This is a genomic window from Leisingera sp. M523 (genome assembly GCF_025141335.1).
Taxonomy (GTDB): domain Bacteria; phylum Pseudomonadota; class Alphaproteobacteria; order Rhodobacterales; family Rhodobacteraceae; genus Leisingera.
Genome location: NZ_CP081036.1, coordinates 3,611,870 through 3,632,460, shown reverse-complemented (window position 1 = coordinate 3,632,460; position 20,591 = coordinate 3,611,870). Strand labels below are relative to the sequence as shown.

The window sequence follows — 20,591 nt, the reverse complement described above, 5'->3', positions numbered from 1 at the left end:
ACGGGCATCAAGGTTGCCAGGTTATCCGGTACAGACGGCACATATGTGCGTTGTTCTGGCCGGGATCCACTGCTGTGTTGGTATAGGACAGCAGCCTTGTCTCAATTGTGTGCGATACTGTTCGTCACGGCAAATCCGCCGCTTCTTGCGGCTGTTTTTGCTGTTTTGTGCGAGCTTTCAGCCTTCGGGTAATGCGGCCACTGCTGGTCCGCACACATAACCCCTGTGCGTGAATGCCCCCCGGGTGGTTGGGGGTGAAGATAGAATAGAACTGGCCCGGCCAAGGGGCCGCTGCTTTTTTGGGGACGCGTGAGGCGCAGCATGACAGAAGAAAAATGGGGACAGCTCAGAAACCGGCTGTTGAAGACGGTCGGCCAGAACAATTTCACAACTTGGATTGAGCCATTGGAGTTTGACACCGTGGACGGCGGCGTTGCCGTCTTCAAGGTGCCGACGAATTTCATGGGGAACTACGTCAGCCAGAACTTTGCGGATCTGATTCTGCATGAGCTGGCCATGTCCGGTGAGCCGGTCCAGCGCCTGGCCTTCCGGGTTGCTGCCAACAGCCCGGCACGCCCTGCAGACACCGCCGGAGCGGCTGATGCCTATGGCGGCGCACAGGGCGACGTGGCGGTGATGACAGCACCCGCTGCTGTTCCGGCATCGGCGGGTGGCAAGGACACGCTTGAAGCGCTGCAGGCGGCTCCGCTGGACCCGCGCTTTACCTTCGACAGCTTTGTTGTGGGCAAGCCGAACGAACTGGCTCATGCTGCCGCGCGCCGCGTTGGCGAAGGCGGCCCGGTCACCTTCAACCCGCTGGTGCTTTATGGCGGCGTCGGTCTGGGTAAGACCCACTTGATGCACGCCATCGCCTGGGAGCTGAAGGAAAAGAACCCGTCCCTGAACGTGCTGTATCTGTCGGCGGAACAGTTCATGTACCGCTTTGTGCAAGCGCTGCGCGAGCGCAAGATGATGGACTTTAAACACTTGTTCCGCTCGGTTGACGTGCTGATGGTGGATGACGTGCAGTTCATCGCCGGCAAGGATTCCACCCAAGAGGAATTTTTCCACACCTTTAACGCGCTGGTGGATCAGAATAAGCAGATCATCATCTCAGCCGACCGCGCCCCGGGCGAGATCAAGGATCTGGAAGACCGGGTGAAATCCCGCCTGCAGTGCGGCCTGGTGGTGGATTTGCACCCGACCGACTATGAGCTGCGCCTGGGCATCTTGCAGACCAAGGTGGAGCACCAGCGCAAAACCTATCCGGACCTGTGCATCGCCGCTGGCGTGCTGGAATTCCTGGCACACCGCATCTCGACCAATGTGCGCGTGCTCGAAGGCGCTCTCACCCGCCTGTTCGCCTTTGCCTCGCTGGTAGGCCGCGAGATCGACATGGATCTGACCCAGGACTGCCTGGCCGACGTGCTGCGGGCCTCCGAGCGAAAGATCACTGTCGAAGAGATCCAGCGCAAGGTGTCCGAGTACTATAATATCCGCATGTCCGACATCATCGGCCCCAAGCGCCTGCGTTCTTACGCCCGCCCGCGTCAGGTGGCGATGTACCTGTGCAAGCAGCTGACCAGCCGCAGCTTGCCGGAAATCGGCCGTCGCTTTGGCGGACGCGACCACACCACTGTCATGCACGGTGTGAAGCGCATCGAGGAGCTGAAAACCACTGACGGCCAGATCGCCGAAGATGTGGAGATGCTGCGCCGGTCGCTTGAAGCCTGACGGGCGGTTTTAGCCTGAACTGCTCACCCCAATTTGCACTGCGGCCCCGGTTTCCGGGGCCGTTTTGTTGCGCAATGAGTCCGGAACGGCATGCCGGCAGACCCATAAAGGCAGCGAATACCCGTTATCACGGAAACAAAGTTTCAACCCGGTCAAAACCAGCCATAACAGTGTCCTGGACAGGAACTTCCGCATGACACAGCCGGCCTTCGAAATCACAGACACGCCCCGCGGGCTGGCTTTTGCCATTGCGGCCTACCTGATGTGGGTTTTTTATGCGTTTTTCAAAAAATCGCTGCCGATCGGCCCCAATCAGGGTTTTCTGCTGGAGGTACTGATCCTGCTGTTCCCGGCGCTGGGCTATTTTGCCTATCTCGCCGCGACCGGCAGCAGCAGCTTTGGCGCCTCTTTCAGCGACACCTCGCTGCTTCTGGGGTGCGGTGTTGTCACCGCGGTGCCGTTGATCATCTATGCCAACGGGGCCAAGCTGGTGCGGCTGTCGACCAGAGGAATCCTGCAATACATCGCACCGACTATGATCATGCTGGCCGCGGTTCTGCTGTTTGGCGAGGAATTCGGACGTGCCAGGATGATCGCCTTCCCGATGATCTGGGCGGCTTTGGTTATCTACTCGATTCCGATGGTGCGGCAGATGCGAAAACGCCCGGGTTAAGAGGGCTATTCGCCGGCAGCTGCGTCCTCGACCACGCCCACAACAGGCCCCATCATGAAGCCCGCATCGCTGCGGCCCAGCTCAGGCGCGTGCAGGCGCGAGATATTGCCGTCGAAATACAGCGCGTTTGGCAGCTTCAGGTAATCCCGGAACAGGCTTCCGAACTGGTGAAACGTCACCGCATTGCGCGAGATGGCAAAGACGGCGCGGCGGCCATCGGCTGAGGTGCCGACCCCGTTCCTCACATAATAACTGTCCGAATCCGGCAGGAAGCGCGGATGCAGCTCTCCATCGATCACCAGCATCGGCCCGGATTGGGTGGCATAGGCGCAGGCGGGGGCGGCTTTGCCGAAAGCAAAGGTTTCGAAAACATCAGCCCGGCCCTCGCGGATGCAGAAGACGCCATTGGGAAGCAGGCCGAAGTTGCCAGGGCCTGCATTGGTTACCAGCCGCATTTCCTCGGCGCCGTCTTCGACATAAAGACCCACGGGCGAGCGGTCGCGGTGATACATCCCGGCATTGGTGGCAAATACCAGCGCTTTGCCCTCTTCCGCCAGCGCCGTGTCCAGCGTGGAAAAGTGCCCGTAGACTTGCCCGTCGCCATCGCGCAGGAACAGCCGCAGCTGCTCCCGTGATGCATCCACCTCGCAGATCGAATACCGGTTGCCTTCATAGGCCGCATCGCTGCATTCCACCGCGCCTGCGGCCGGGGCGGCCCAGAGCGCGGCCAGCAGCAAAGCGGCCTTGCGGATCACTCTTCCGTGTCGCGGCGCACCGCGTCCTGGGACAGCATCCGGCGGGTATCGTCCATCTGATCAAAGGTTTCATCCAGCCGGAAGCGCAGATCCGGGGCGAACTTCAGCCCCAGCTTCTTGCCGACCGCGCGGCGCAGCTCACCCTTGTTCCGGGCGAGGAGCTTCAGCACGTCCTCCTGTCCCTTGCCGCCCAAAGGCAGCACAAAGGCAGTGGCGATTTTCAGATCCGGCGAGGTGCGCACCTCGCCTACGGTGATCGACATGCGGTTCAGGTCCGGGTCATGCACATCCCCGCGTGCCAGCACCTCAGAGAGAGAGCGGCGAATCAGTTCGCCGACGCGAAGCTGGCGCTGGGAAGGGCCGGGGCCATCTTGGAATTTGTTCTTTGCCATATTTCCGATCTATGCCGGTTTGCGGGCTTTGCCAAGCGCTGCCCGGCAATGTAGGAAAAATCCAGCTTGAACCAGATTGAAAAAGGAATGGGCCAATGACCCGCAAACCAGGGATCGTGATTACCGGCGCATCAGGCCGTATGGGGCAGATGCTGATCAAGACGGTGCTGGAAAGCGATAAGGCCAGGCTGATCGGCGCGGTGGAGCGTGAAGGGCATGCCTGGGTTGGCTGCGATGCGGGCGAAGCAATGGGCGGGGCGCCCGTTGGCGTTACCGTCACGTCGGATGCGCTGGAGGCTTTTTCCAACGCGCAGGCGGTGATTGATTTCACATCGCCGGAAGCGACGTTGAACTTTTCCAAGCTGGCAGCCCAAGCGCGCGCGGTGCATGTGATCGGCACCACCGGCATGACGAATGCGCAGATCGCCCAATTGGAGCCGGCCTCCCGGCACGCAGTGATCGTGCGCGCCGGCAACATGAGCCTTGGTGTGAATCTGCTGGCACAGCTGACCAAAAAGGTCGCCGCGGCGCTGGACGAGGATTTCGACATCGAAGTGATCGAGGCGCATCACCACCACAAGGTCGATGCTCCGTCTGGCACTGCATTGATGCTGGGCGAAGCCGCAGCCGAAGGCCGCGGCGTTCATCTGTCAGATGTGCGCGATTCCGGACGTGATGGCATCACCGGCGCCCGCAAGCGCGGCGACATTGGATTCACCGCCATCCGCGGCGGTGACATCGTGGGCGAGCATGACGTGCTGTTTGCCGCCGCTGGCGAACGTATCGTGCTGCGTCATATGGCCACCGACCGCGCCATTTTTGCCCGCGGTGCGCTGAAGGCTGCGCTTTGGGGCCAGGACAAGGCGGCGGGACAGTATGACATGGTGGATGTGCTGGGGCTCTGAGGTTTGAAATGCGGCCCCGAGGGGCCGCTCCTCGCCTCTCGGCGGCAAAGCCGCCTGCCGGCAGCGGGATGTGAGTATTTTTGAAAAGATGAAGGTCATTCACCTTTGGGAAAATACTCTGGGGGTGAGCAGGCAGCGCCTGCGAGGGGGCAAAGCCCCCGGCCGCGGCTCAAAAATCGACGGCGATGCCTTTTTTCTCCCAATCGCCATAGCGGGCTGGATCGGGTCCATCACGTCCGCCCAGCTCCTTGGGGCGCGGCTCCTGCAGCGCAGCGGCCTTGCGGCGCTCTTCGGCTTCGGCCAATGCGCGCAGGGCGGCGGGAGGCAGGCCATTTGTACCAAGTGCAGTATCGTCGCTCATCGCGGGTTCCTTTATGCTTGGCCCATGATATACGCCCCTGTCCCGCGCAAACAAGCCGCGCCCTGAGGAGTTGCCAGATGTCAGACGCCAATCACGCCCGCCGCACCGCGGTACACCTGTTGGATCAGGTTATGGGAGAGGGGCGGCTGCTGGCGGAATGCTATGCCGCAGGTGCCCTGGAGAAGCTGGCGCCGGAAGGCCGGGCACGGGCGCAGCGGCTGGCTGGGGAAACCCTGCGCAACCTGGAACGCGCTGACCGGGTGCTGAAGAAACATCTGAAGAAAACACCGCCAATAACTGTGCTGAATGTGTTGCGGCTGGGAACGGTGGAATTGTGTTCAGGCGGCGCGGCGCACGGTGTCGTGAATGCTATGGTGGCCATCGTCTCCAAGCACCGCCGCCACGGGCAGCTCAAGGGGCTGGTCAATGCGGTCTTGCGCAAGGTGGCAGAGGACGGTCCGGCGGAATGGGCCAAGCTGCGTGTGCCGCGCCTGCCGAACTGGTTGCGCAAACCATTGGTGCAGGCCTGGGGAGCGGAGGCGATGCTGGGCATGGAGGCCGCGCATTACGCCGGTGCCGCGCTGGATGTGACGGCTAAACCCAATTCGGACTTGAGCGCTTTGAACGGGGAAATCTTGCCCACCGGTTCTGTGCGGATCGCAAATGCCGGGCAGGTATCGGCGCTTTCGGGATATGAGACCGGCGACTGGTGGATCCAGGATGCTGCCGCCGCGTTGCCCGCCCGCATTCTGAATGTTCGCCCAGGTGAGAATGTGCTGGAACTTTGTGCAGCGCCGGGCGGTAAAACCATGCAGATGGCGGCCGCGGGTGCCAAGGTGACCGCAGTGGATGTCTCCCAAAACCGGATGTCCAGGCTCCAGGAAAACCTGACCCGCACTGGACTGCAAGCGGAGCTGGTTGTGGGCGATGCACTGGAACAGCAGGGCCAGTTCGATGCCGTGCTGCTGGATGCCCCCTGTTCGGCCACCGGCACAATCCGCCGCCACCCGGACTTGCCGCAGGCCAAAGATGGCAGTGACTTTGGCGCCCTGATCGAACTGCAGGCGCAGATGCTGGCCCACGCCTGGACCCTGGTGAAACCTGGCGGGCGGCTGATGTTCTGCACTTGCTCCCTGTTGCCGGATGAGGGCGAATGCCAGGTGGAGGAAGCGCTGGACATGTTCCCGGAGATGTCAGTCGACCGCCAAGGATTGCAGGTGCCCGGCGTGGTTCCGGACTGGATCAGCGAAGAGGGCGGCTTGCGCTTGCGCCCCGACTACTGGCCGGAACGCGGCGGTATGGATGGGTTCTACATGGCCCTTTTGCGCAAATCCGCGTGACCCCGGGGCGTCCCCGGTATTCGCCGGTGACTTGATCCGCCCCTCGCGTTATGCTCGCGCCAAAACGCCCTGGCAAAATCCGGCGTGAGGCAAAAAGAGCATGTCTACTTTTGACAGAATGGCCGGCCGCGGCACCCGGCTGCTGAACAGCTATTACGCTTGGCGGGCGCGCAGCCAGCCGGCTGCTACCGGCTTTGTCTCGCAGCCCGAGCCGCGCACCATCGGCAGCTTTGCCCGTGGCCGTCAGCTGGTGGCTGGCAACCTGCTGTTTGCCGGGTACCTGGTCGAATCGCCTGACACCGGATTGTGGGAGGTCGCCGCGCCGGATGCGGCTTTCGATGCGGAGCGGCAAGGTTTTTCCTGGCTCGATGACCTGGCAGCGGTCGGGGATTTCAAGGCCCGCGCCAAAGCGCAGAAATGGGTCTGGGGCTGGATCCAACAGCACGGACGCAGCGGCGGGCTGGCGTGGCTGCCCGATCTGACCGGGCGGCGGGTGATCCGCTGGATCAACCACGCGCTGTTCCTGCTCAGCGGCAAGGAAAAAGACGAGACCGAAGCCTTTTATCATTCGCTGGCACAGCAGACCTGGTTCCTGGCACAGCGCTGGCAGGGTGCGGCGCCGGGCCTGCCCCGGTTCGAGGCATTATGCGGCTTGATCTACGCCGGTCTTGCCCTGCAGGGGCGCGAAGAGCTGGCGGACCCGGCGGTCCGCGCGCTGGCCGCAGAATGCGAGGCGCAGATTGATGACCAGGGCGGGCTGCCAACCCGCAACCCTGAGGAACTGCTGGAGGTTTTCACCCTGCTGACCTGGGCTGCGGCGGCCCTGCATGAAGCCGGTCGCGCAGTGCCGCCTGCGCATATCAATGCGATCGAGCGGATCGCCCCCACTTTGCGCACCCTGCGCCACAGCGATGGCGGGCTGGCACGGTTCCATGGCGGCGGCCGCGGATTGGAGGGGCGGCTGGACCATGCCCTCGCGGCCAGCCATGTGGCTGAGCGCCATGCGGACGGGCTGGCAATGGGATTTGCCCGGCTGTCTGCGCGGCGGACCTCGGTACTTGTCGATGCCTCGGCGCCGCCCAAGGGCAAGGCGTCGAACTATGGCCACGCCTCGACCCTGGCGTTTGAGCTGACGTCAGGGCGGCGGCCTCTGATTGTGAATTGCGGATCGGGCGAAACTTTTGGCGTCGAATGGCGCCGGGCCGGGCGTGCCACGCCTTCGCATTCTACGCTGTGTATCGAGGGGCACTCCAGCGCCCGGCTGGCCGCGCCGCATAAGACCACTGGCCATGAAGAATTGATCGAAGCCCCTGATGAGGTGCCACTGGAGGTCAGCGACCTGGCTGATGGCTGCCGTTTTCAGGGCGGGCACAATGGTTATACTTCTCATTTCGGGCTGACCCATGCGCGCACCCTGGATTTGTCGTTTGACGGGCGGGCCCTGAGCGGCGAAGACATGCTGGTGGCGCTGGACGATGCTGCCAAGCGTCAGTTCACCAAGGTGCGGGATTCCAGTGCTGAGGGCGGCATCGGCTTTGACCTCCGCCTGCATCTGCACCCTGAGGTGGACGCGGCCCTTGACTTGGGCGGCGCCGCGGTATCCATGGCGCTCAAGAGCGGGGAAATCTGGGTGTTCCGCCATGACGGAACCTGCCGGCTGCGGCTGGAGCCGAGCGTTTTCCTGGAAAAGACCCGCTTGAAGCCGCGTGCGGCAAAGCAGATCGTTTTATCCGGACGCGCGATGGGTTATGCGACGCGCATCCGGTGGACGCTCAGCAAAGCGCAGGAGACTGCCATTGCCGTGCGAGACCTGAACCGGGACGAACCCGAGACGTTTGACTGAGCCTTTGAAAAGGACCGCCCTGCCATGACCGACCTTCACCCCGTACGCCGTGCGCTGCTTTCCGTATCCGACAAGACCGGCCTGATCGAGCTGGGCAAGGCGCTGTCTGCGCGCGGTGTTGAGCTGCTGTCGACCGGCGGCTCTGCCAAGGCGCTGCGTGAAGCCGGCCTGGCGGTCAAGGATGTCTCGGAAGTGACCGGTTTTCCGGAGATGATGGACGGACGGGTGAAGACCCTGCATCCGATGGTGCATGGCGGCCTGCTGGCGCTGCGCGACAATGATACCCATGTTGCCGCAATGAACGAACATGGCATAGGCGCCATCGACCTGCTGGTGGTGAACCTCTACCCGTTCGAAGCGGCGCTGGCGCGCGGTGCCGGTTATGACGAGATGATTGAGAACATCGACATCGGCGGCCCGGCAATGATCCGTGCGGCCTCCAAGAACCACCTGTTCGTGAACGTTGTGACCGACGTTCAGGACTATGAGGCGCTGCTGGCAGAGCTGGACGCCAACGATGGCCAGACCTCCTACGCCTTCCGCCAGCGCCTGTCGCAGACTGCCTATGCCCGCACCGCAGCCTATGATGCAGCTGTGTCGAATTGGATGGCCACGGCAATCGAAGAAAAGACCCCGCGCCGCCGCGCCTTTGCCGGCGAGCTGAAGCAGACCTTGCGTTACGGTGAAAACAGCCACCAGGAAGCGGCCTTCTATACCGATGGTTCCAACCGTCCCGGCGTGGCCACCGCAGCTCAGCTCCAGGGCAAGGAACTGAGCTACAACAACATCAACGATACTGACGCAGCCTATGAGCTGGTGGCGGAGTTCGACCCCGCCGACAGCGCTGCCGTCGCGATCATCAAACACGCCAACCCCTGCGGCGTGGCCAAGGGCGCGACCCTGGCCGAGGCCTATCAAAAGGCGTTCGACTGCGACCGCACCTCCGCATTTGGCGGCATCGTCGCGCTGAACCAGCCGCTGGACGCCGAAACCGCCGCCAAGATCACCGAGATTTTCACCGAAGTGGTGATTGCGCCCGGTGCTTCTGAGGAGGCTAAGGCGGTCTTCGCTGCCAAAAAGAACCTGCGCCTGCTGTTGACGGATGGCCTGCCCGAGCCGCGCAAAGCCATCACCGCCTACAAACAGGTGGCCGGCGGTATGCTGGTACAGGACAAGGATGTGGGCTACGTCGGCATGGAGGACTTGAAGGTGGTGACCGAAAAAGCTCCGTCTGATGCCCAGATGCAGGACATGCTGTTTGCCTGGAAAGTCGCCAAACACGTCAAATCCAACGCCATCGTCTATGTGAAGGACAGCGCCACCGTTGGCGTCGGCGCCGGCCAGATGAGCCGCTTGGACAGCGCCAATGTGGCTGCGGCCAAGGCCGGCCGCATGGCCGCCGAACTGGGTCTGGAAGAAAGCCTCGCCAAGGGCTGCGCAGTCGCGTCGGATGCGTTTTTCCCCTTTGCGGACGGGTTGCTGGAAGCGGCAGCTGCAGGCGGGGCCTGCGTCATTCAGCCGGGCGGCTCGATGCGTGACGACGAGGTGATCAAGGCGGCCAACGAGGCGGGCCTGGCCATGGTCTTCACCGGCATGCGCCACTTCCGCCACTAAGCAGGCAGAGCTAAGACAATGGCAGCACGTTGGATGATCTGGGGCGCCGGCCTTTCGTTTCTGGCGGATCAGGCAAGTAAATACCTGGTAATCCACTGGATGGGGCTGGACCAGCGCCACCGGATCGACGTGCTGCCGCCGTTTATTAACTTCCGCTACGGAGAGAATACCGGCATCAACTTCGGCCTGTTCGGCGGCGGAGATGAGGCGTCGCGCTGGATTCTGATCGGGATGTCACTGGCGATCTGCCTGGCCCTTGTGATCTGGATCGCCCGCGCGCAGAAGGCGTCGCAGGGCATGCAGCTCTCGGCCGGACTGGTGATCGGCGGCGCGCTGGGCAATGTCGCAGACCGGCTGCTGTACGGATACGTGCTGGATTTCCTGAACACATCGTGCTGCGGCATCCAGAATCCGTTTGTGTTCAATGTCGCCGATATCTTCATCTTTGCAGGCGCAGCAGGGCTGATCTACTTTGACGGGCGGCGCAAAAAGCCTGCGTAGACCTCGCTGGGCAATTGCGCTAGAAGCGCTAAGAAACAGGCAGGAGTTTGGGGTAATGCGGATCCCGTTCGGAGTGATTGTTCTGGCAGGCGCGCTGGCAGTGGCCGGCTGCGGGCAAAAGGGGCTGCGCCTCATCCAGAAGCCCGGCACCGGTCCGGATGAATTCCTGGTTCTGCCCTCCAAGCCGCTAAGCACGCCGGAAAGCTACAGCAGCCTGCCGGCCCCGACGCCGGGCGGCGCCAATCTGACGGATCCCAATCCGCAGGCAGAAGCAGTTGCTGCCCTGGGCGGCAAACCTGGCGCATTGGTTCCTGGCAGCGGCATTCCATCCAGCGATGCGGCCCTTGTGACAGCATCCAGCCGCTATGGTGTGGAACCGGGCGTGCGCGAAACGGTCGCCGAAGAGGACGCCAAATTCCGCCACCGCAACCGCCGTGTGGGCCGGATCAAACTGTTGCCGGTGGATCGCTACGAGCAGCTTTACAAAAAGCAGACGCTGGACCCGCATGCCGCCAACGAACAATTCCGCCGTGCCGGGGCTGCTACCCCATCCGCACCGCCGGTTGACGGTTTCTGATCCTCACTTTTCTGCCAGCCAGTCTTGTAAGACGCCAGCAGCAGCGTAGGTTGACAGCAGTCTTTCTGCTGGCAATGGGTGGCGAATTGTGGCTGCATTAAACAAACGAGCAGTAACCGCACTGTGCCAGGCAAGGGCAAATGTGCAGAAATTGGAGGATGCCAGATGATCCAAAGGATCACATTGGCCGCCGCAGCGCTGACTGCTGCCCTGACTGGCCCGCTATGGGCAGAAGATGAGGCGGTGACCGCGTTCACCCTGGACAACGGCATGGAAGTGGTGGTGCTTGAGGACCATCGCGCGCCGGTGGTGCAGCAGATGGTCTGGTACCGGGCCGGCTCCGCGGATGAGCCGCCGGGCCAGTCCGGGGTTGCCCACTTCCTGGAGCATTTGCTGTTCAAGGGCACCGACAAGCTTGCCCCGGGTGAGCTGTCGGCCACCGTGCGCGCCAATGGCGGCCAGGACAACGCCTTTACCAGCTATGATTACACCGCCTATTTCCAGCGCGTCGCCGCCGACAGGCTGGAGCTGATGATGCAGATGGAAAGCGACCGGATGACCAATCTGCGGCTCGGCGAAGAAGATATCGCCACCGAGCGTGAGGTCATCCTGGAAGAGCGCAACCAGCGCACCGACAATGACCCGGTGGCCCTGTTTCGCGAACAGCTGCAGGCGGTGCAATATCTGAATCACCGTTACGGCCAGCCGGTGATCGGCTGGCGCCACGAGATGGAAAGCCTGGATATGGAGGACGCGCTGTCCTTTTACCGCACCTATTATGCGCCCAATAACGCCATCTTGGTGGTCTCCGGCGATGTGAAGCCGCAAGATGTTAAGGCGCTGGCTGAGCAGTATTATGGCGCGATCCCAGCCAACCCTGACTTGCCGGAACGCTTCCGCAGCCAGGAGCCGCCGCAGACGGCAGCCCGTCGCATCACCTTTCAGGATCCGCGGGTTGCCCAGCCCTATGTGCAACGCTCCTATCTGGCGCCTGAACGCGACAGCGGCGCCCAGCAAAAAGCTGCAGCACTTTACCTGCTGGCCGAACTCTTGGGCGGCGGCAGCACTTCTTACCTGGCCAATGCGCTGCAGTTCGACCAGCAGGTCGCCGTCTATTCCGGTGCCTTTTATTCGGGCAGCTCGCTGGATGATACGTCCTTCACCTTTCTTGTGGTTCCGGCTGAGGGTGTCAGCATGGATCAGGCCGAGCAGGCGCTGGATGCCACTATCGCCCGCTTTCTGGAAGCAGGAGTGGACGAAGCCCAGCTGGAGCGCATCAAGCTGCAGCTGCGCGCCGCTGAAATCTATGACCGCGACAACGTGAACGGAATTGCCAACCGCTATGGCCAGGCGCTCAGCATCGGGCTGACAGTGCAGGATGTGCAGGATTGGCCGAAGATCCTGCAATCGGTCACGGCGGATGAGATCATCGCCGCCGCCAATGAGGTTCTGCGGCCTGAAACGTCAGTCACCGGTTGGATGACGCGCGGCCAGGAGGTGACACAATGACCTTGCTGAAATTTATCGCTGCGTCTTTGCTGGCCTGCTGCTTGGCACTGCCTGCCATGGCCGGGATCAAGATCGAAGAAGTCACCTCACCCGGCGGTATCACCGCCTGGCTGGTCGAGGACCACGCGATTCCCTTCTCCGCTCTTGAGCTGCGCTTTCGCGGCGGCACCTCATTGGATGCCCCCGGCAAACGCGGGGCGGTGCACCTGATGACTGGACTGCTGGAGGAAGGCTCCGGTGATCTGCGGGCGCAGGATTATGCCCGCGCACTGGAATCTTTGGCGGCTGAGTTTTCCTATGATGCTGACAAGGATTCAGTGTCCATTTCCGCCCGCTTCCTGACCGAAAACCGCAAGGATGCAGTGGCCCTTTTGCGCCAGACCCTGTTTGAGCCGCGGATTGACCAGGATGCACTGGACCGGGTCCGGGCCCAGGTGCTGGCGGGTTTGCGGTCTGATGCCAAGAACCCGAACACAATCGCAGGCGAGGCCTTCTCCCGGATGGCTTTTGGCGACCACCCTTATGCCAGTGACGGCAAGGGAACGCAGGAGACCGTTTCCGCGCTTGGCCGGCAGGATATTTTTGATGCCTATGAGGCGGTTTTTGCCCGTGACAGACTGTACGTCAGTGCGGTGGGCGATATCACCGCCGAGGAGCTTGGTGTGCTCCTGGATGAGCTGCTGAGCGCCTTGCCGGCAGAGGGCGACCCGATTCCGGGCCCGGCTGAGGTTACTATCGCGGGCGGTGTCACTGTTGTGGATTTCGACACCCCGCAATCTGTGGCGCTGTTCGGCCAAAAGGGGATCAAGCGCGAGGATCCGGATTTCTTCACTGCCTATGTGATGAACCAGATCCTGGGCGGCGGCTCCTTTGAAACCCGGCTGATGACCGAGGTGCGGGAAAAGCGCGGGCTGACCTATGGGGTTTACTCCTATCTGGTGCCGCGTGATCTGGCGGCGGTCTATATGGGATCGGTGGCCTCGGCTAACGGCAAGATGGCCGAAGCGGTCGAGGTGATCCGCAATGAATGGCGCCGCATGGCCGAACAAGGCGTGACGGAGAAAGAGCTGAAGGATGCGCAGACCTATCTGACTGGCGCTTATCCGCTGCGCTTTGACGGCAATGGCCGTATTGCCTCAATCCTCGCGGGTATGCAGATGGACCATTTGCCGATCAGCTATGTGGAAACCCGCAACGACCGTATCAACGCGGTCACGCTGGAGGATGTGAACCGCTTTGCCGCGGATTTCATGGATCCAGACGGTTTGCATTTCGCCATTGCCGGACGCCCCGAGGGGCTGGAAACCACCAACTGACAGCTTTCAGGCGGGGCCGCGACGCCCCGCCAAGGAACCCGCACAGCACACTGCTGCCCAGGGTGGCTGACGCTTGCCGCTTTCCCTTTCAATTTACCCCAAACTCATGTATGCGCGGGCTTGTCTGAGACGATGTGCCAGGCCCCGGCACGCGAAAGCAAGATAGAGGGGGCCGGCGGCAATGGGGCCGCCACGCAAACGGGAGACCCGGAGGGCCGGGAGTGCTCCCAATTAGGATACGCTAGATGTTTAACGTTTCGAAAAAATCGATGCAGTGGGGCGAAGAGACGCTTACACTGGAAACCGGCAAGGTTGCCCGCCAGGCTGATGGCTCTGTGATTGCCACGCTGGGCGAAACCTCGGTCATGGCCAACGTGACCTTTGCCCGTCAGCAGAAGCCCGGCCAGGACTTCTTCCCGCTGACCGTGCATTACCAGGAAAAATACTATGCTGCGGGCAAAGTGCCCGGCGGCTTCTTCAAGCGCGAAGCGCGCCCGACCGAAAAAGAAACCCTGACCGCGCGTCTGATCGACCGTCCGATCCGCCCGCTGTTTGTCCCCGGCTTCAAGAACGAAGTGCTGGTGATGTGCACCGTGCTGTCGCACGACCTGGTCAACGACCCGGACATGGTTGCAATGATCGCCGCCTCCGCTGCGCTGACCCTTTCGGGCGCGCCGTTCATGGGCCCGATTGCCTGTGCCCGCGTTGGTTTCGAGGATGGCGAATACATCCTGAACCCGACCGTTGACGACATGCAGGACCTGCGCCTGAACCCCGAGCAGCGTCTGGACCTGGTTGTTGCCGGCACCAAAGACGCCGTCATGATGGTGGAATCGGAAGCTTACGAGCTGTCCGAAGCAGAAATGCTGGGTGCGGTGAAATTTGCCCACGAGCAGATCCAGCCGGTTATCGACCTGATCATCTCGCTGGCCGAAGAAGCCGCGAAAGAGCCGTTCGACTTCCAGGCACCGGATTACTCCGAGCTGTACGAAGCTGTCAAAGCGGCTGGCGAAACCGAGATGCGCGCCGCCTTTGCGATCAGCGACAAGCAGGAGCGCACCGCCGCTGTTGCTGCCGCCCGTGAAACCATCAAGGGTGCTCTGTCCGAAGAGCAGCTGGGCGATGCAAACCTGGGTTCCGCGCTGAAAAAGCTGGAAGCCGGCATTCTGCGCGGCGATGTTGTCAAAACCGGCAAGCGTATCGATGGCCGTAAAACCGACGAGATCCGCGCGATTGAGTCCGAAACCGGCCTGCTGCCGCGGACCCATGGTTCGGCGCTGTTCACCCGTGGTGAAACCCAGGGTCTGGTTGTGACCACGCTGGGCACCGGCGACGACGAGCAGTTCATCGACGCGCTGCACGGCAACTTCAAGTCCAACTTCCTGCTGCATTACAACTTCCCTCCCTACTCGGTGGGTGAAGTTGGCCGTGTTGGCGGCCCCGGCCGTCGCGAAATCGGCCACGGCAAGTTGGCTTGGCGTGCGCTGCAGGCGGTTCTGCCCGCGGCAACTGACTTCCCTTACACCATCCGCCTGGTCTCCGAGATCACCGAATCGAACGGTTCGTCCTCGATGGCTTCTGTCTGCGGCGGCTCGCTGTCGATGATGGACGCAGGTGTGCCGCTGAAGGCACCGGTTGCCGGTGTTGCGATGGGCCTGATCCTGGAAGACGACGGTTCTTACGCGATCCTGTCCGACATTCTGGGTGACGAAGACCACCTGGGCGACATGGACTTCAAAGTGGCAGGCACCGAAAACGGCATCACCTCGCTGCAGATGGACATCAAGGTCGCAGGCATCACGCCCGAGATCATGGAGAAAGCCCTGGCCCAGGCCAAAGACGGCCGTATCCACATTCTGGGTGAGATGGCAAAAGCCCTGACCGAAGCCTCCGACTTCTCGGTCCACGCTCCGCGCATCGAGACCATGCAGATCCCCACCGACAAGATCCGTGAAGTGATCGGTTCCGGCGGCAAGGTGATCCGCGAGATCGTTGAAGTGTCCGGCGCCAAAGTCGACATCAACGACGATGGCATCATCAAGATCGCCAGCCCGAACGGCGAAGCCATCAAAAAGGCCTATGACATGATCTATTCGATCGTGGCAGAGCCGGAAGAAGGCCAAGTCTACACCGGTAAGGTTGTGAAGATCGTCGACTTTGGCGCCTTCGTGAACTTCTTCGGCAAGCGCGACGGCCTGGTGCATGTTTCCCAGATCGAAAACCGCCGCCTGAACCATCCTTCGGACGTTCTGAAGGAAGGCCAGGAAGTGAAGGTCAAGCTGCTGGGCTTTGATGATCGCGGCAAGGTCCGCCTGTCGATGAAAATCGTCGATCAGGAAACCGGCGAAGAAATCGCGCCGGAAGCGAAAGAAAAAGCAGAGCAGGACTGATCCCAGTCTGACTGCACATAAACAACCCGGGGCGCGCGATCCGTGCCCCGGGTTTTCCATTTCCGCCGGGACGCTTATGGAACAGTCTTTGCCGCCCCGTGTGACCATCATTACGGTCACCTACAACTCTTCAGCCGTAGCTGAGAACCTGTTGCGCTCCATTCCAGCTTCGGTGCCTTGCATTCTGGTCGATAACGCCTCCCGGGATGCGGAAGACACCCGTGCGCTGGCCGCATCGCATGGTGCCCGGTTCATTGAAAATCCGGAAAACACCGGCTTTGGCCCGGCCTGCAATCAGGGGGCTGCACAGGCAGGAACTGAGTTTCTGTTTTTTGTGAACCCCGATGCCGAACTGTTCGAGGACACGCTGGAGCGTCTGTTAGAAGCCGCCGATGCACACCCCGAAGCATCCGCTTTCAATACCCGCATTGTCAAAGGTGACGGATCGCTGTTCTTCAAACGCCGCAGCAAGCTGATTGCGAAATCGCTGTGGCTGGGTCGTGATGCCGCGAAGCAGGACGGCGAGGTGCCGGTGCTTTCGGGCGGTGCCCTGCTGGTGCGTAAATCCGCCTTTGACCAGGTCGGTGGCTTTGACCCCAAAATATTCCTGTTCCACGAAGACGACGACCTCAGCCTGCGGCTGAAGGCGGAGTGCGGGCCGCTGCGTTATGTTTACGCAGCGCAAGTCCGGCATCTGCTGGGCCATTCCACCGAGCGCTCCGCCAAAACCGCGGCATTGAAAGCCTGGTACATGGGCCAGTCGCGCGTCTATGGTGCCCGCAAGCACGGCTTGCCATTTGGGTTTCTGCGGGCCTTGGGGGAGGCGTCGCTGCAATTGGTCTCACCGCTGAACCTGGTTTCAGCGCGCAAACGGTCGAAGAACTGGTATTACTTCCGTGCGGTTCTTTGCAGTTCTGTCCAGCAATCCGCAGACCTCCCTCCGCCATGGCAGCAAGACTGACCGGGCTGGCCTTCCAGCAGTTTAAAGTTACAGGTGTCCCGCATGAGACGGTCCCCGTTTTGGAAAATCACCCGCGAGCTGAAACGCCCGTTTCAGCAGATCACTCAGCTGCCCAGCCGCCTCGGATCGCTGCTGCTGGGGCGCTGGTATTACGACGCGTTCCTGGCCCGCAACATCCGCTGCACCGAAGGCGCCATTCCGGCCGGGCCGCAGCCTGCGGTCTACTTGATTTTCCCCAGCCAGGGACTGCAAGCCTCGCATTTCATCGCGCTGCGCTATCTGATCGCCAGCGGCTATGCCCCGGTTGTGGTCTCCAACATCCCGCTTAGCGAGGAAGACCGGCAACGGCTGAGCGACGTCTGCTGGCTGTGCATGGAACGCCCGAATTTCGGATATGACTTTGGCGGTTACCGCGACGGGCTGCTGGCGGCGCGCGCGCGGCTGGAACAGATTGACCGGCTGGTGCTGCTGAATGATTCCTCCTGGTTTCCGCTGCCAGGGGCAGGCGACTGGCTGACGGAAGCACAGGCGCTGGATGCGGATTTTGCGGCTGCCGCCTGCAACTACGGTCACCCGCGGGTGGATGCAGAAAATTTCCGCAGCATCAATTGGGGGTATTCCACCGCCAGCCGCAATTTCCAGTACTGCTCTTATGCGCTGATGCTGTCAGGGCGGTTGATGGAGGATCCGGGCTTCCTCAGGTTCTGGAAGCGCTTCCCGCTGACCAACAACAAGAAATTCATCGTCCGCCGCGGTGAAACCGGCCTTACCCAATGGGTTCTGGCACATGGTTTTTCGCATGGCGCCGTGCTGAAGACTGCAGATTTGGATCAGCGGCTGGCGCAGCTGCCACAGGAGGAGATCCGGCGTATCGCCAAGGAAACCGTCATCTTTGGCCGCCCCAGCCTGGCGGCGCTGAAGGCAAGGTTGCTGTCAGACGGCGCCCAGGCAGAGGATTACCTGGCTTTCATCCTGACAGCGGTCGCAACCCAGGGCGTCAGTTACACAATGCCAGCTTATCTGCATGCCGAGGCAGGGTTCACCTTCCTCAAGAAGTCGCCGTGCTGGTTGACCCGGGACGGGTCGGACATAACCCTGCGATTTGCTGCCGAACTGAAGGGCGAGGCCGGCCAAGCCATAGCGGCAGAGGCGCGGCAATTGCGTCAAAGCCGGGCACCGGATTTTCCACCGGCACCGGACGGGCATTAGTAAGTAAAGACAAAAAACAAGCCGCCCGAAAGCGGCTTGTAATCACTGCGATGGAAAGCGCCGGTTACTCAGGTGCTTTGGTCTTGCGCAGGTAGGGGAAGATGGTCTCGAACTCGCCGAACTTCGCCTTGGCGTCTTCGTTCGACACCGTCGGCGGAATGATCACATCCTCGCCGGGCATCCAGTTCGCAGGGGTGGCAACGCCCTTGCCCAGCGACATCTGCAAACCGTCCAGCGCCCGCAGGATCTCGGCAAAGTTGCGGCCCACGGTCATCGGATAGGTCATCGACAGTTTCAGCTGCTTGTCCGGGCCGATGATGAAAACCGACCGCACAGTGGCGCTGTCTGCAGGCGTGCGGCCATCGGGCAGATACGCCTCGGCGGGCAGCATGTCGAAGGCTTTGGAAACTGCCAGACCGTCATCAGCGATGATCGGGAAGCCCGGCGCAGCCTTGCCGTATTCCTCGATGTCCTTTTTCCATTTCTTATGATCCTCCACCCCGTCAACCGAAACGCCAAGGACTTTGGTGTTGCGCTTGCTCCATTCCTCGCTCAGCTGCGCCACGGCGGAAAACTCGGTGGTGCAGACCGGGGTGAAATCCTTGGGGTGCGAGAACAGAATCGCCCAGCTGTCGCCGATCCAATCATGGAAGGTGATGGTGCCCTGATCCGTTTCCGCAGTAAAATCCGGGACCGTGTCGTTAATGCGCAAACCCATGGCGGTATCTCCTTGTCAGATGTGTTTTGAGTCGTCTTGACTGCAACCTAAGTAGTCTAGCGCAACGATACAGCCCCCGTGCCGGGAAACCACGATAAATTGCTGCAAGCAGTCATGGCGAAAGAATGCAACCGGTCCAAGCGGCCATTGACAGGGCCTGCAATAATTTGATCAAATTATGCGGCAAAGACCCTTGCTCCCTGTGAGGTGCAGTGACAGAGTGACCGCAAAACCGGCAAGCCGATACCAGAAATACGTCTGAATTGGGAGTTCCCAGATGATCGAGAAACGCGAATTTTACATCAACGGCCAGTGGGTCGTCCCCTCTGCCGCTAATGACTTCGAAGTGATTGACCCCTCGACCGAGGAACCCTGCGCGGTGATCTCGCTGGGGTCCGAGGCTGACACCAACGCCGCGGTTGCCGCAGCCAAGGCAGCGCTGCCGGGCTGGATGGCGACCCCGGTGGCAGAGCGCATTGCGCTGGTGGAAAAGCTGGTCGATGTCTATGAAGCCCGCGCCGAGGACCTGGCCCAGGCGATGTCTTTGGAAATGGGCGCGCCGATCGACATGTCGCGCAGCTCGCAAGTCGGTGCCGGCAGCTGGCACCTGCGCAACTTCATCGCTGCGGCCAAAGAATTCGACTTTGACGCGCCGCTGAACGACCGCAGCCCCAACGACCGCATCATCCACGAGGCGGTGGGCGTCTGCGCGCTGATCACGCCGTGGAACTGGCCGATGAACCAGGTGACGCTCAAGGTCGGTGCAGCAGCGGTTGCCGGCTGCACCATGGTGCTGAAGCCCTCGGAACAAAGCCCGCTGAATGCGATGATCTTTGCCGAATTGATGGACGAGGCCGGCTTCCCTGCGGGTGTGTTTAACCTGGTGAACGGCGACGGCATGGGCGTTGGCTCGCAGCTGACCACCCATCCGGATGTGGACATGATCTCCTTCACTGGCTCCACCCGAGCGGGAATTGCAATCACCCAGGCTGCCGCGCCAACCCTGAAGAAGGTGGATCTGGAGCTGGGCGGCAAAGGCGCCAATGTGATCTTTGAGGATGCAGATGAGAAGGCCGTGAAGCGCGGTGTGCTGCACATGATGCAAAACACCGGTCAAAGCTGCAATGCGCCCAGCCGGATGCTGGTGCAGAACAGCATCTACGACCGCGTGGTTGCCGAAGCCGCAGAAGTGGCAGCCAAGATCGAGGTCGGCCCGGCCAGCCAGGAAGGCCGTCACATCGGCCCTGTGGTGAACGAGATGCAGTGGACCAAGATCCAGGATCTGATCCAGCAGGGCATCGATGAAGGCGCCAAGCTGATTGCCGGCGGCACTGGGCGCCCGGACGGTTTGAACAAGGGCTACTATGTAAAGCCCACCGTTTTTGCCGATGTGAACAACCAGATGACTATTGCGCGCGAAGAGATCTTTGGCCCGGTGCTGGCAATCCTGCCGTTTGAAAATGAGGAAGAAGCGATCGAGATCGCCAACGACACGCCTTATGGCCTCACCAACTATGTGCAGACCCAGGACGGGGCCCGCGCCAACCGCATGGCTCGCGCGCTGCGCTCTGGCATGGTCGAGATGAACGGCAAGTCGCGCTCGGCCGGTTCGCCCTTTGGCGGCATGAAGCAGTCCGGTAAGGGCCGCGAGGGCGGCAAGTGGGGCATCGAGGACTTCCTGGAAGTGAAGGCCGTCGGCGGCTGGGCGGCTGAATAAGTCTGCAACCTTCGAAGTCATGGAAAGCCGCCTGCCCGGGCGGCTTTCTTTTTTGCGGCGTTGCTTTTGGGGCATC

The 20,591-nt window shown here is 61.5% G+C and carries 17 protein-coding genes and 1 pseudogene; 14 read left to right on the top strand and 4 right to left on the bottom strand.

The genetic code is table 11. The features are described from left to right. The first annotated feature begins 321 nt into the window (after positions 1-321). Positions 322-1,734 carry a chromosomal replication initiator protein DnaA gene (dnaA, locus tag K3557_RS18030; protein ID WP_259995439.1) on the top strand — a complete coding sequence of 471 codons (1,413 nt, stop codon included), beginning with the start codon at positions 322-324 and terminating at the stop codon, positions 1,732-1,734. 259 nt (positions 1,735-1,993) lie between these two features. Beyond that, positions 1,994-2,407: pseudogene (locus K3557_RS18025) on the top strand (EamA family transporter); the annotation flags it as partial. Positions 2,408-2,412: 5 nt separating this feature from the next. Here K3557_RS18025 and K3557_RS18020 read toward each other — a convergent pair. Together K3557_RS18020 and rbfA are read right to left on the bottom strand one after the other, a co-directional pair. Continuing rightward, entirely contained in the window at positions 2,413-3,162 is a 750-nt protein-coding gene (locus K3557_RS18020; protein WP_259995429.1) for a phosphodiester glycosidase family protein, read from the bottom strand. After that, a complete protein-coding gene (rbfA, locus tag K3557_RS18015) occupies positions 3,159-3,554 on the bottom strand; it encodes a 30S ribosome-binding factor RbfA (protein WP_259988948.1) in 396 nt (131 codons plus the stop codon). The genes K3557_RS18020 and rbfA overlap by 4 nt, the downstream gene beginning before the upstream one ends. Positions 3,555-3,649: 95 nt before the next feature. On the opposite strand from rbfA, the gene dapB reads away from it, so the two are divergent. Next, entirely contained in the window at positions 3,650-4,459 is an 810-nt protein-coding gene (dapB, locus tag K3557_RS18010) for a 4-hydroxy-tetrahydrodipicolinate reductase (protein WP_259995421.1), read from the top strand. A gap of 169 nt (positions 4,460-4,628) precedes the next feature. Here dapB and K3557_RS18005 read toward each other — a convergent pair whose 3' ends face one another. Then, positions 4,629-4,820 carry a DUF1674 domain-containing protein gene (locus K3557_RS18005; protein ID WP_259995417.1) on the bottom strand — a complete coding sequence of 64 codons (192 nt, stop codon included), beginning with the start codon at positions 4,818-4,820 and terminating at the stop codon, positions 4,629-4,631. Positions 4,821-4,897: 77 nt separating this feature from the next. On the opposite strand from K3557_RS18005, the gene K3557_RS18000 reads away from it, so the two are divergent. From K3557_RS18000 to K3557_RS17955, 10 genes are all read left to right on the top strand, one after another. Further along, positions 4,898-6,160, top strand: coding sequence for an RsmB/NOP family class I SAM-dependent RNA methyltransferase (locus K3557_RS18000; RefSeq protein ID WP_259995416.1), 1,263 nt, complete (start codon positions 4,898-4,900; stop codon positions 6,158-6,160). Positions 6,161-6,260: 100 nt separating this feature from the next. Continuing rightward, entirely contained in the window at positions 6,261-8,003 is a 1,743-nt protein-coding gene (locus tag K3557_RS17995; RefSeq protein WP_259995415.1) for a heparinase II/III family protein, read from the top strand. A gap of 24 nt (positions 8,004-8,027) precedes the next feature. Then, a complete protein-coding gene (gene purH, locus K3557_RS17990; RefSeq protein WP_259995408.1) occupies positions 8,028-9,617 on the top strand; it encodes a bifunctional phosphoribosylaminoimidazolecarboxamide formyltransferase/IMP cyclohydrolase in 1,590 nt (529 codons plus the stop codon). Between the two features lie 18 nt (positions 9,618-9,635). Next, positions 9,636-10,118: a signal peptidase II gene (gene lspA / locus K3557_RS17985; protein ID WP_259995406.1), complete on the top strand. Its 483-nt coding sequence runs from the start codon at positions 9,636-9,638 to the stop codon at positions 10,116-10,118. A gap of 55 nt (positions 10,119-10,173) precedes the next feature. Next, positions 10,174-10,695 carry a DUF3035 domain-containing protein gene (locus tag K3557_RS17980; RefSeq protein ID WP_129369217.1) on the top strand — a complete coding sequence of 174 codons (522 nt, stop codon included), beginning with the start codon at positions 10,174-10,176 and terminating at the stop codon, positions 10,693-10,695. Between the two features lie 165 nt (positions 10,696-10,860). Next, positions 10,861-12,204: a pitrilysin family protein gene (locus K3557_RS17975; protein WP_259988963.1), complete on the top strand. Its 1,344-nt coding sequence runs from the start codon at positions 10,861-10,863 to the stop codon at positions 12,202-12,204. Beyond that, the gene (locus K3557_RS17970) at positions 12,201-13,520 is read left to right on the top strand and encodes a pitrilysin family protein (protein ID WP_259988965.1); all 1,320 of its coding nucleotides are present in this window, start codon (positions 12,201-12,203) and stop codon (positions 13,518-13,520) included. Before K3557_RS17975 ends, K3557_RS17970 begins: the two co-directional genes overlap by 4 nt. 245 nt (positions 13,521-13,765) lie before the next feature. Beyond that, positions 13,766-15,910 carry a polyribonucleotide nucleotidyltransferase gene (gene pnp / locus K3557_RS17965; RefSeq protein WP_259995402.1) on the top strand — a complete coding sequence of 715 codons (2,145 nt, stop codon included), beginning with the start codon at positions 13,766-13,768 and terminating at the stop codon, positions 15,908-15,910. Between the two features lie 100 nt (positions 15,911-16,010). Further along, positions 16,011-16,871: a glycosyltransferase family 2 protein gene (locus K3557_RS17960; protein ID WP_259995401.1), complete on the top strand. Its 861-nt coding sequence runs from the start codon at positions 16,011-16,013 to the stop codon at positions 16,869-16,871. A 42-nt stretch (positions 16,872-16,913) separates the two neighbouring features. Then, positions 16,914-18,080, top strand: a complete 1,167-nt coding sequence (locus tag K3557_RS17955) for a rhamnan synthesis F family protein (protein ID WP_259995400.1) — start codon at positions 16,914-16,916, stop codon at positions 18,078-18,080. A gap of 64 nt (positions 18,081-18,144) precedes the next feature. Here K3557_RS17955 and K3557_RS17950 read toward each other — a convergent pair whose 3' ends face one another. Continuing rightward, positions 18,145-18,798 carry a peroxiredoxin gene (locus K3557_RS17950; RefSeq protein ID WP_134830944.1) on the bottom strand — a complete coding sequence of 218 codons (654 nt, stop codon included), beginning with the start codon at positions 18,796-18,798 and terminating at the stop codon, positions 18,145-18,147. A gap of 277 nt (positions 18,799-19,075) precedes the next feature. On the opposite strand from K3557_RS17950, the gene K3557_RS17945 reads away from it, so the two are divergent. Further along, complete coding sequence (locus K3557_RS17945) at positions 19,076-20,515, top strand: aldehyde dehydrogenase family protein (RefSeq protein ID WP_259995399.1); 1,440 nt, start codon at positions 19,076-19,078, stop codon at positions 20,513-20,515. Positions 20,516-20,591: the final 76 nt, after the last annotated feature.

What these genes read in the sequence shown, in the direction of transcription:
- K3557_RS17975 (WP_259988963.1), top strand. Translation starts at nt 10,861, where the DNA reads ATGATCCAAAGGATCACATTGGCCGCCGCAGCGCTGACTGCTGCCCTG.
- lspA (WP_259995406.1), top strand. Translation starts at nt 9,636, where the DNA reads ATGGCAGCACGTTGGATGATCTGGGGCGCCGGCCTTTCGTTTCTGGCG.
- pnp (WP_259995402.1), top strand. Translation starts at nt 13,766, where the DNA reads ATGTTTAACGTTTCGAAAAAATCGATGCAGTGGGGCGAAGAGACGCTT.
- K3557_RS17945 (WP_259995399.1), top strand. Translation starts at nt 19,076, where the DNA reads ATGATCGAGAAACGCGAATTTTACATCAACGGCCAGTGGGTCGTCCCC.
- K3557_RS17980 (WP_129369217.1), top strand. Translation starts at nt 10,174, where the DNA reads ATGCGGATCCCGTTCGGAGTGATTGTTCTGGCAGGCGCGCTGGCAGTG.
- rbfA (WP_259988948.1), bottom strand. Translation starts at nt 3,554, where the DNA reads ATGGCAAAGAACAAATTCCAAGATGGCCCCGGCCCTTCCCAGCGCCAG.
- dnaA (WP_259995439.1), top strand. Translation starts at nt 322, where the DNA reads ATGACAGAAGAAAAATGGGGACAGCTCAGAAACCGGCTGTTGAAGACG.
- purH (WP_259995408.1), top strand. Translation starts at nt 8,028, where the DNA reads ATGACCGACCTTCACCCCGTACGCCGTGCGCTGCTTTCCGTATCCGAC.
- K3557_RS17970 (WP_259988965.1), top strand. Translation starts at nt 12,201, where the DNA reads ATGACCTTGCTGAAATTTATCGCTGCGTCTTTGCTGGCCTGCTGCTTG.
- K3557_RS17950 (WP_134830944.1), bottom strand. Translation starts at nt 18,798, where the DNA reads ATGGGTTTGCGCATTAACGACACGGTCCCGGATTTTACTGCGGAAACG.
- K3557_RS17955 (WP_259995400.1), top strand. Translation starts at nt 16,914, where the DNA reads ATGAGACGGTCCCCGTTTTGGAAAATCACCCGCGAGCTGAAACGCCCG.
- K3557_RS17995 (WP_259995415.1), top strand. Translation starts at nt 6,261, where the DNA reads ATGTCTACTTTTGACAGAATGGCCGGCCGCGGCACCCGGCTGCTGAAC.
- K3557_RS18000 (WP_259995416.1), top strand. Translation starts at nt 4,898, where the DNA reads ATGTCAGACGCCAATCACGCCCGCCGCACCGCGGTACACCTGTTGGAT.
- K3557_RS18005 (WP_259995417.1), bottom strand. Translation starts at nt 4,820, where the DNA reads ATGAGCGACGATACTGCACTTGGTACAAATGGCCTGCCTCCCGCCGCC.
- dapB (WP_259995421.1), top strand. Translation starts at nt 3,650, where the DNA reads ATGACCCGCAAACCAGGGATCGTGATTACCGGCGCATCAGGCCGTATG.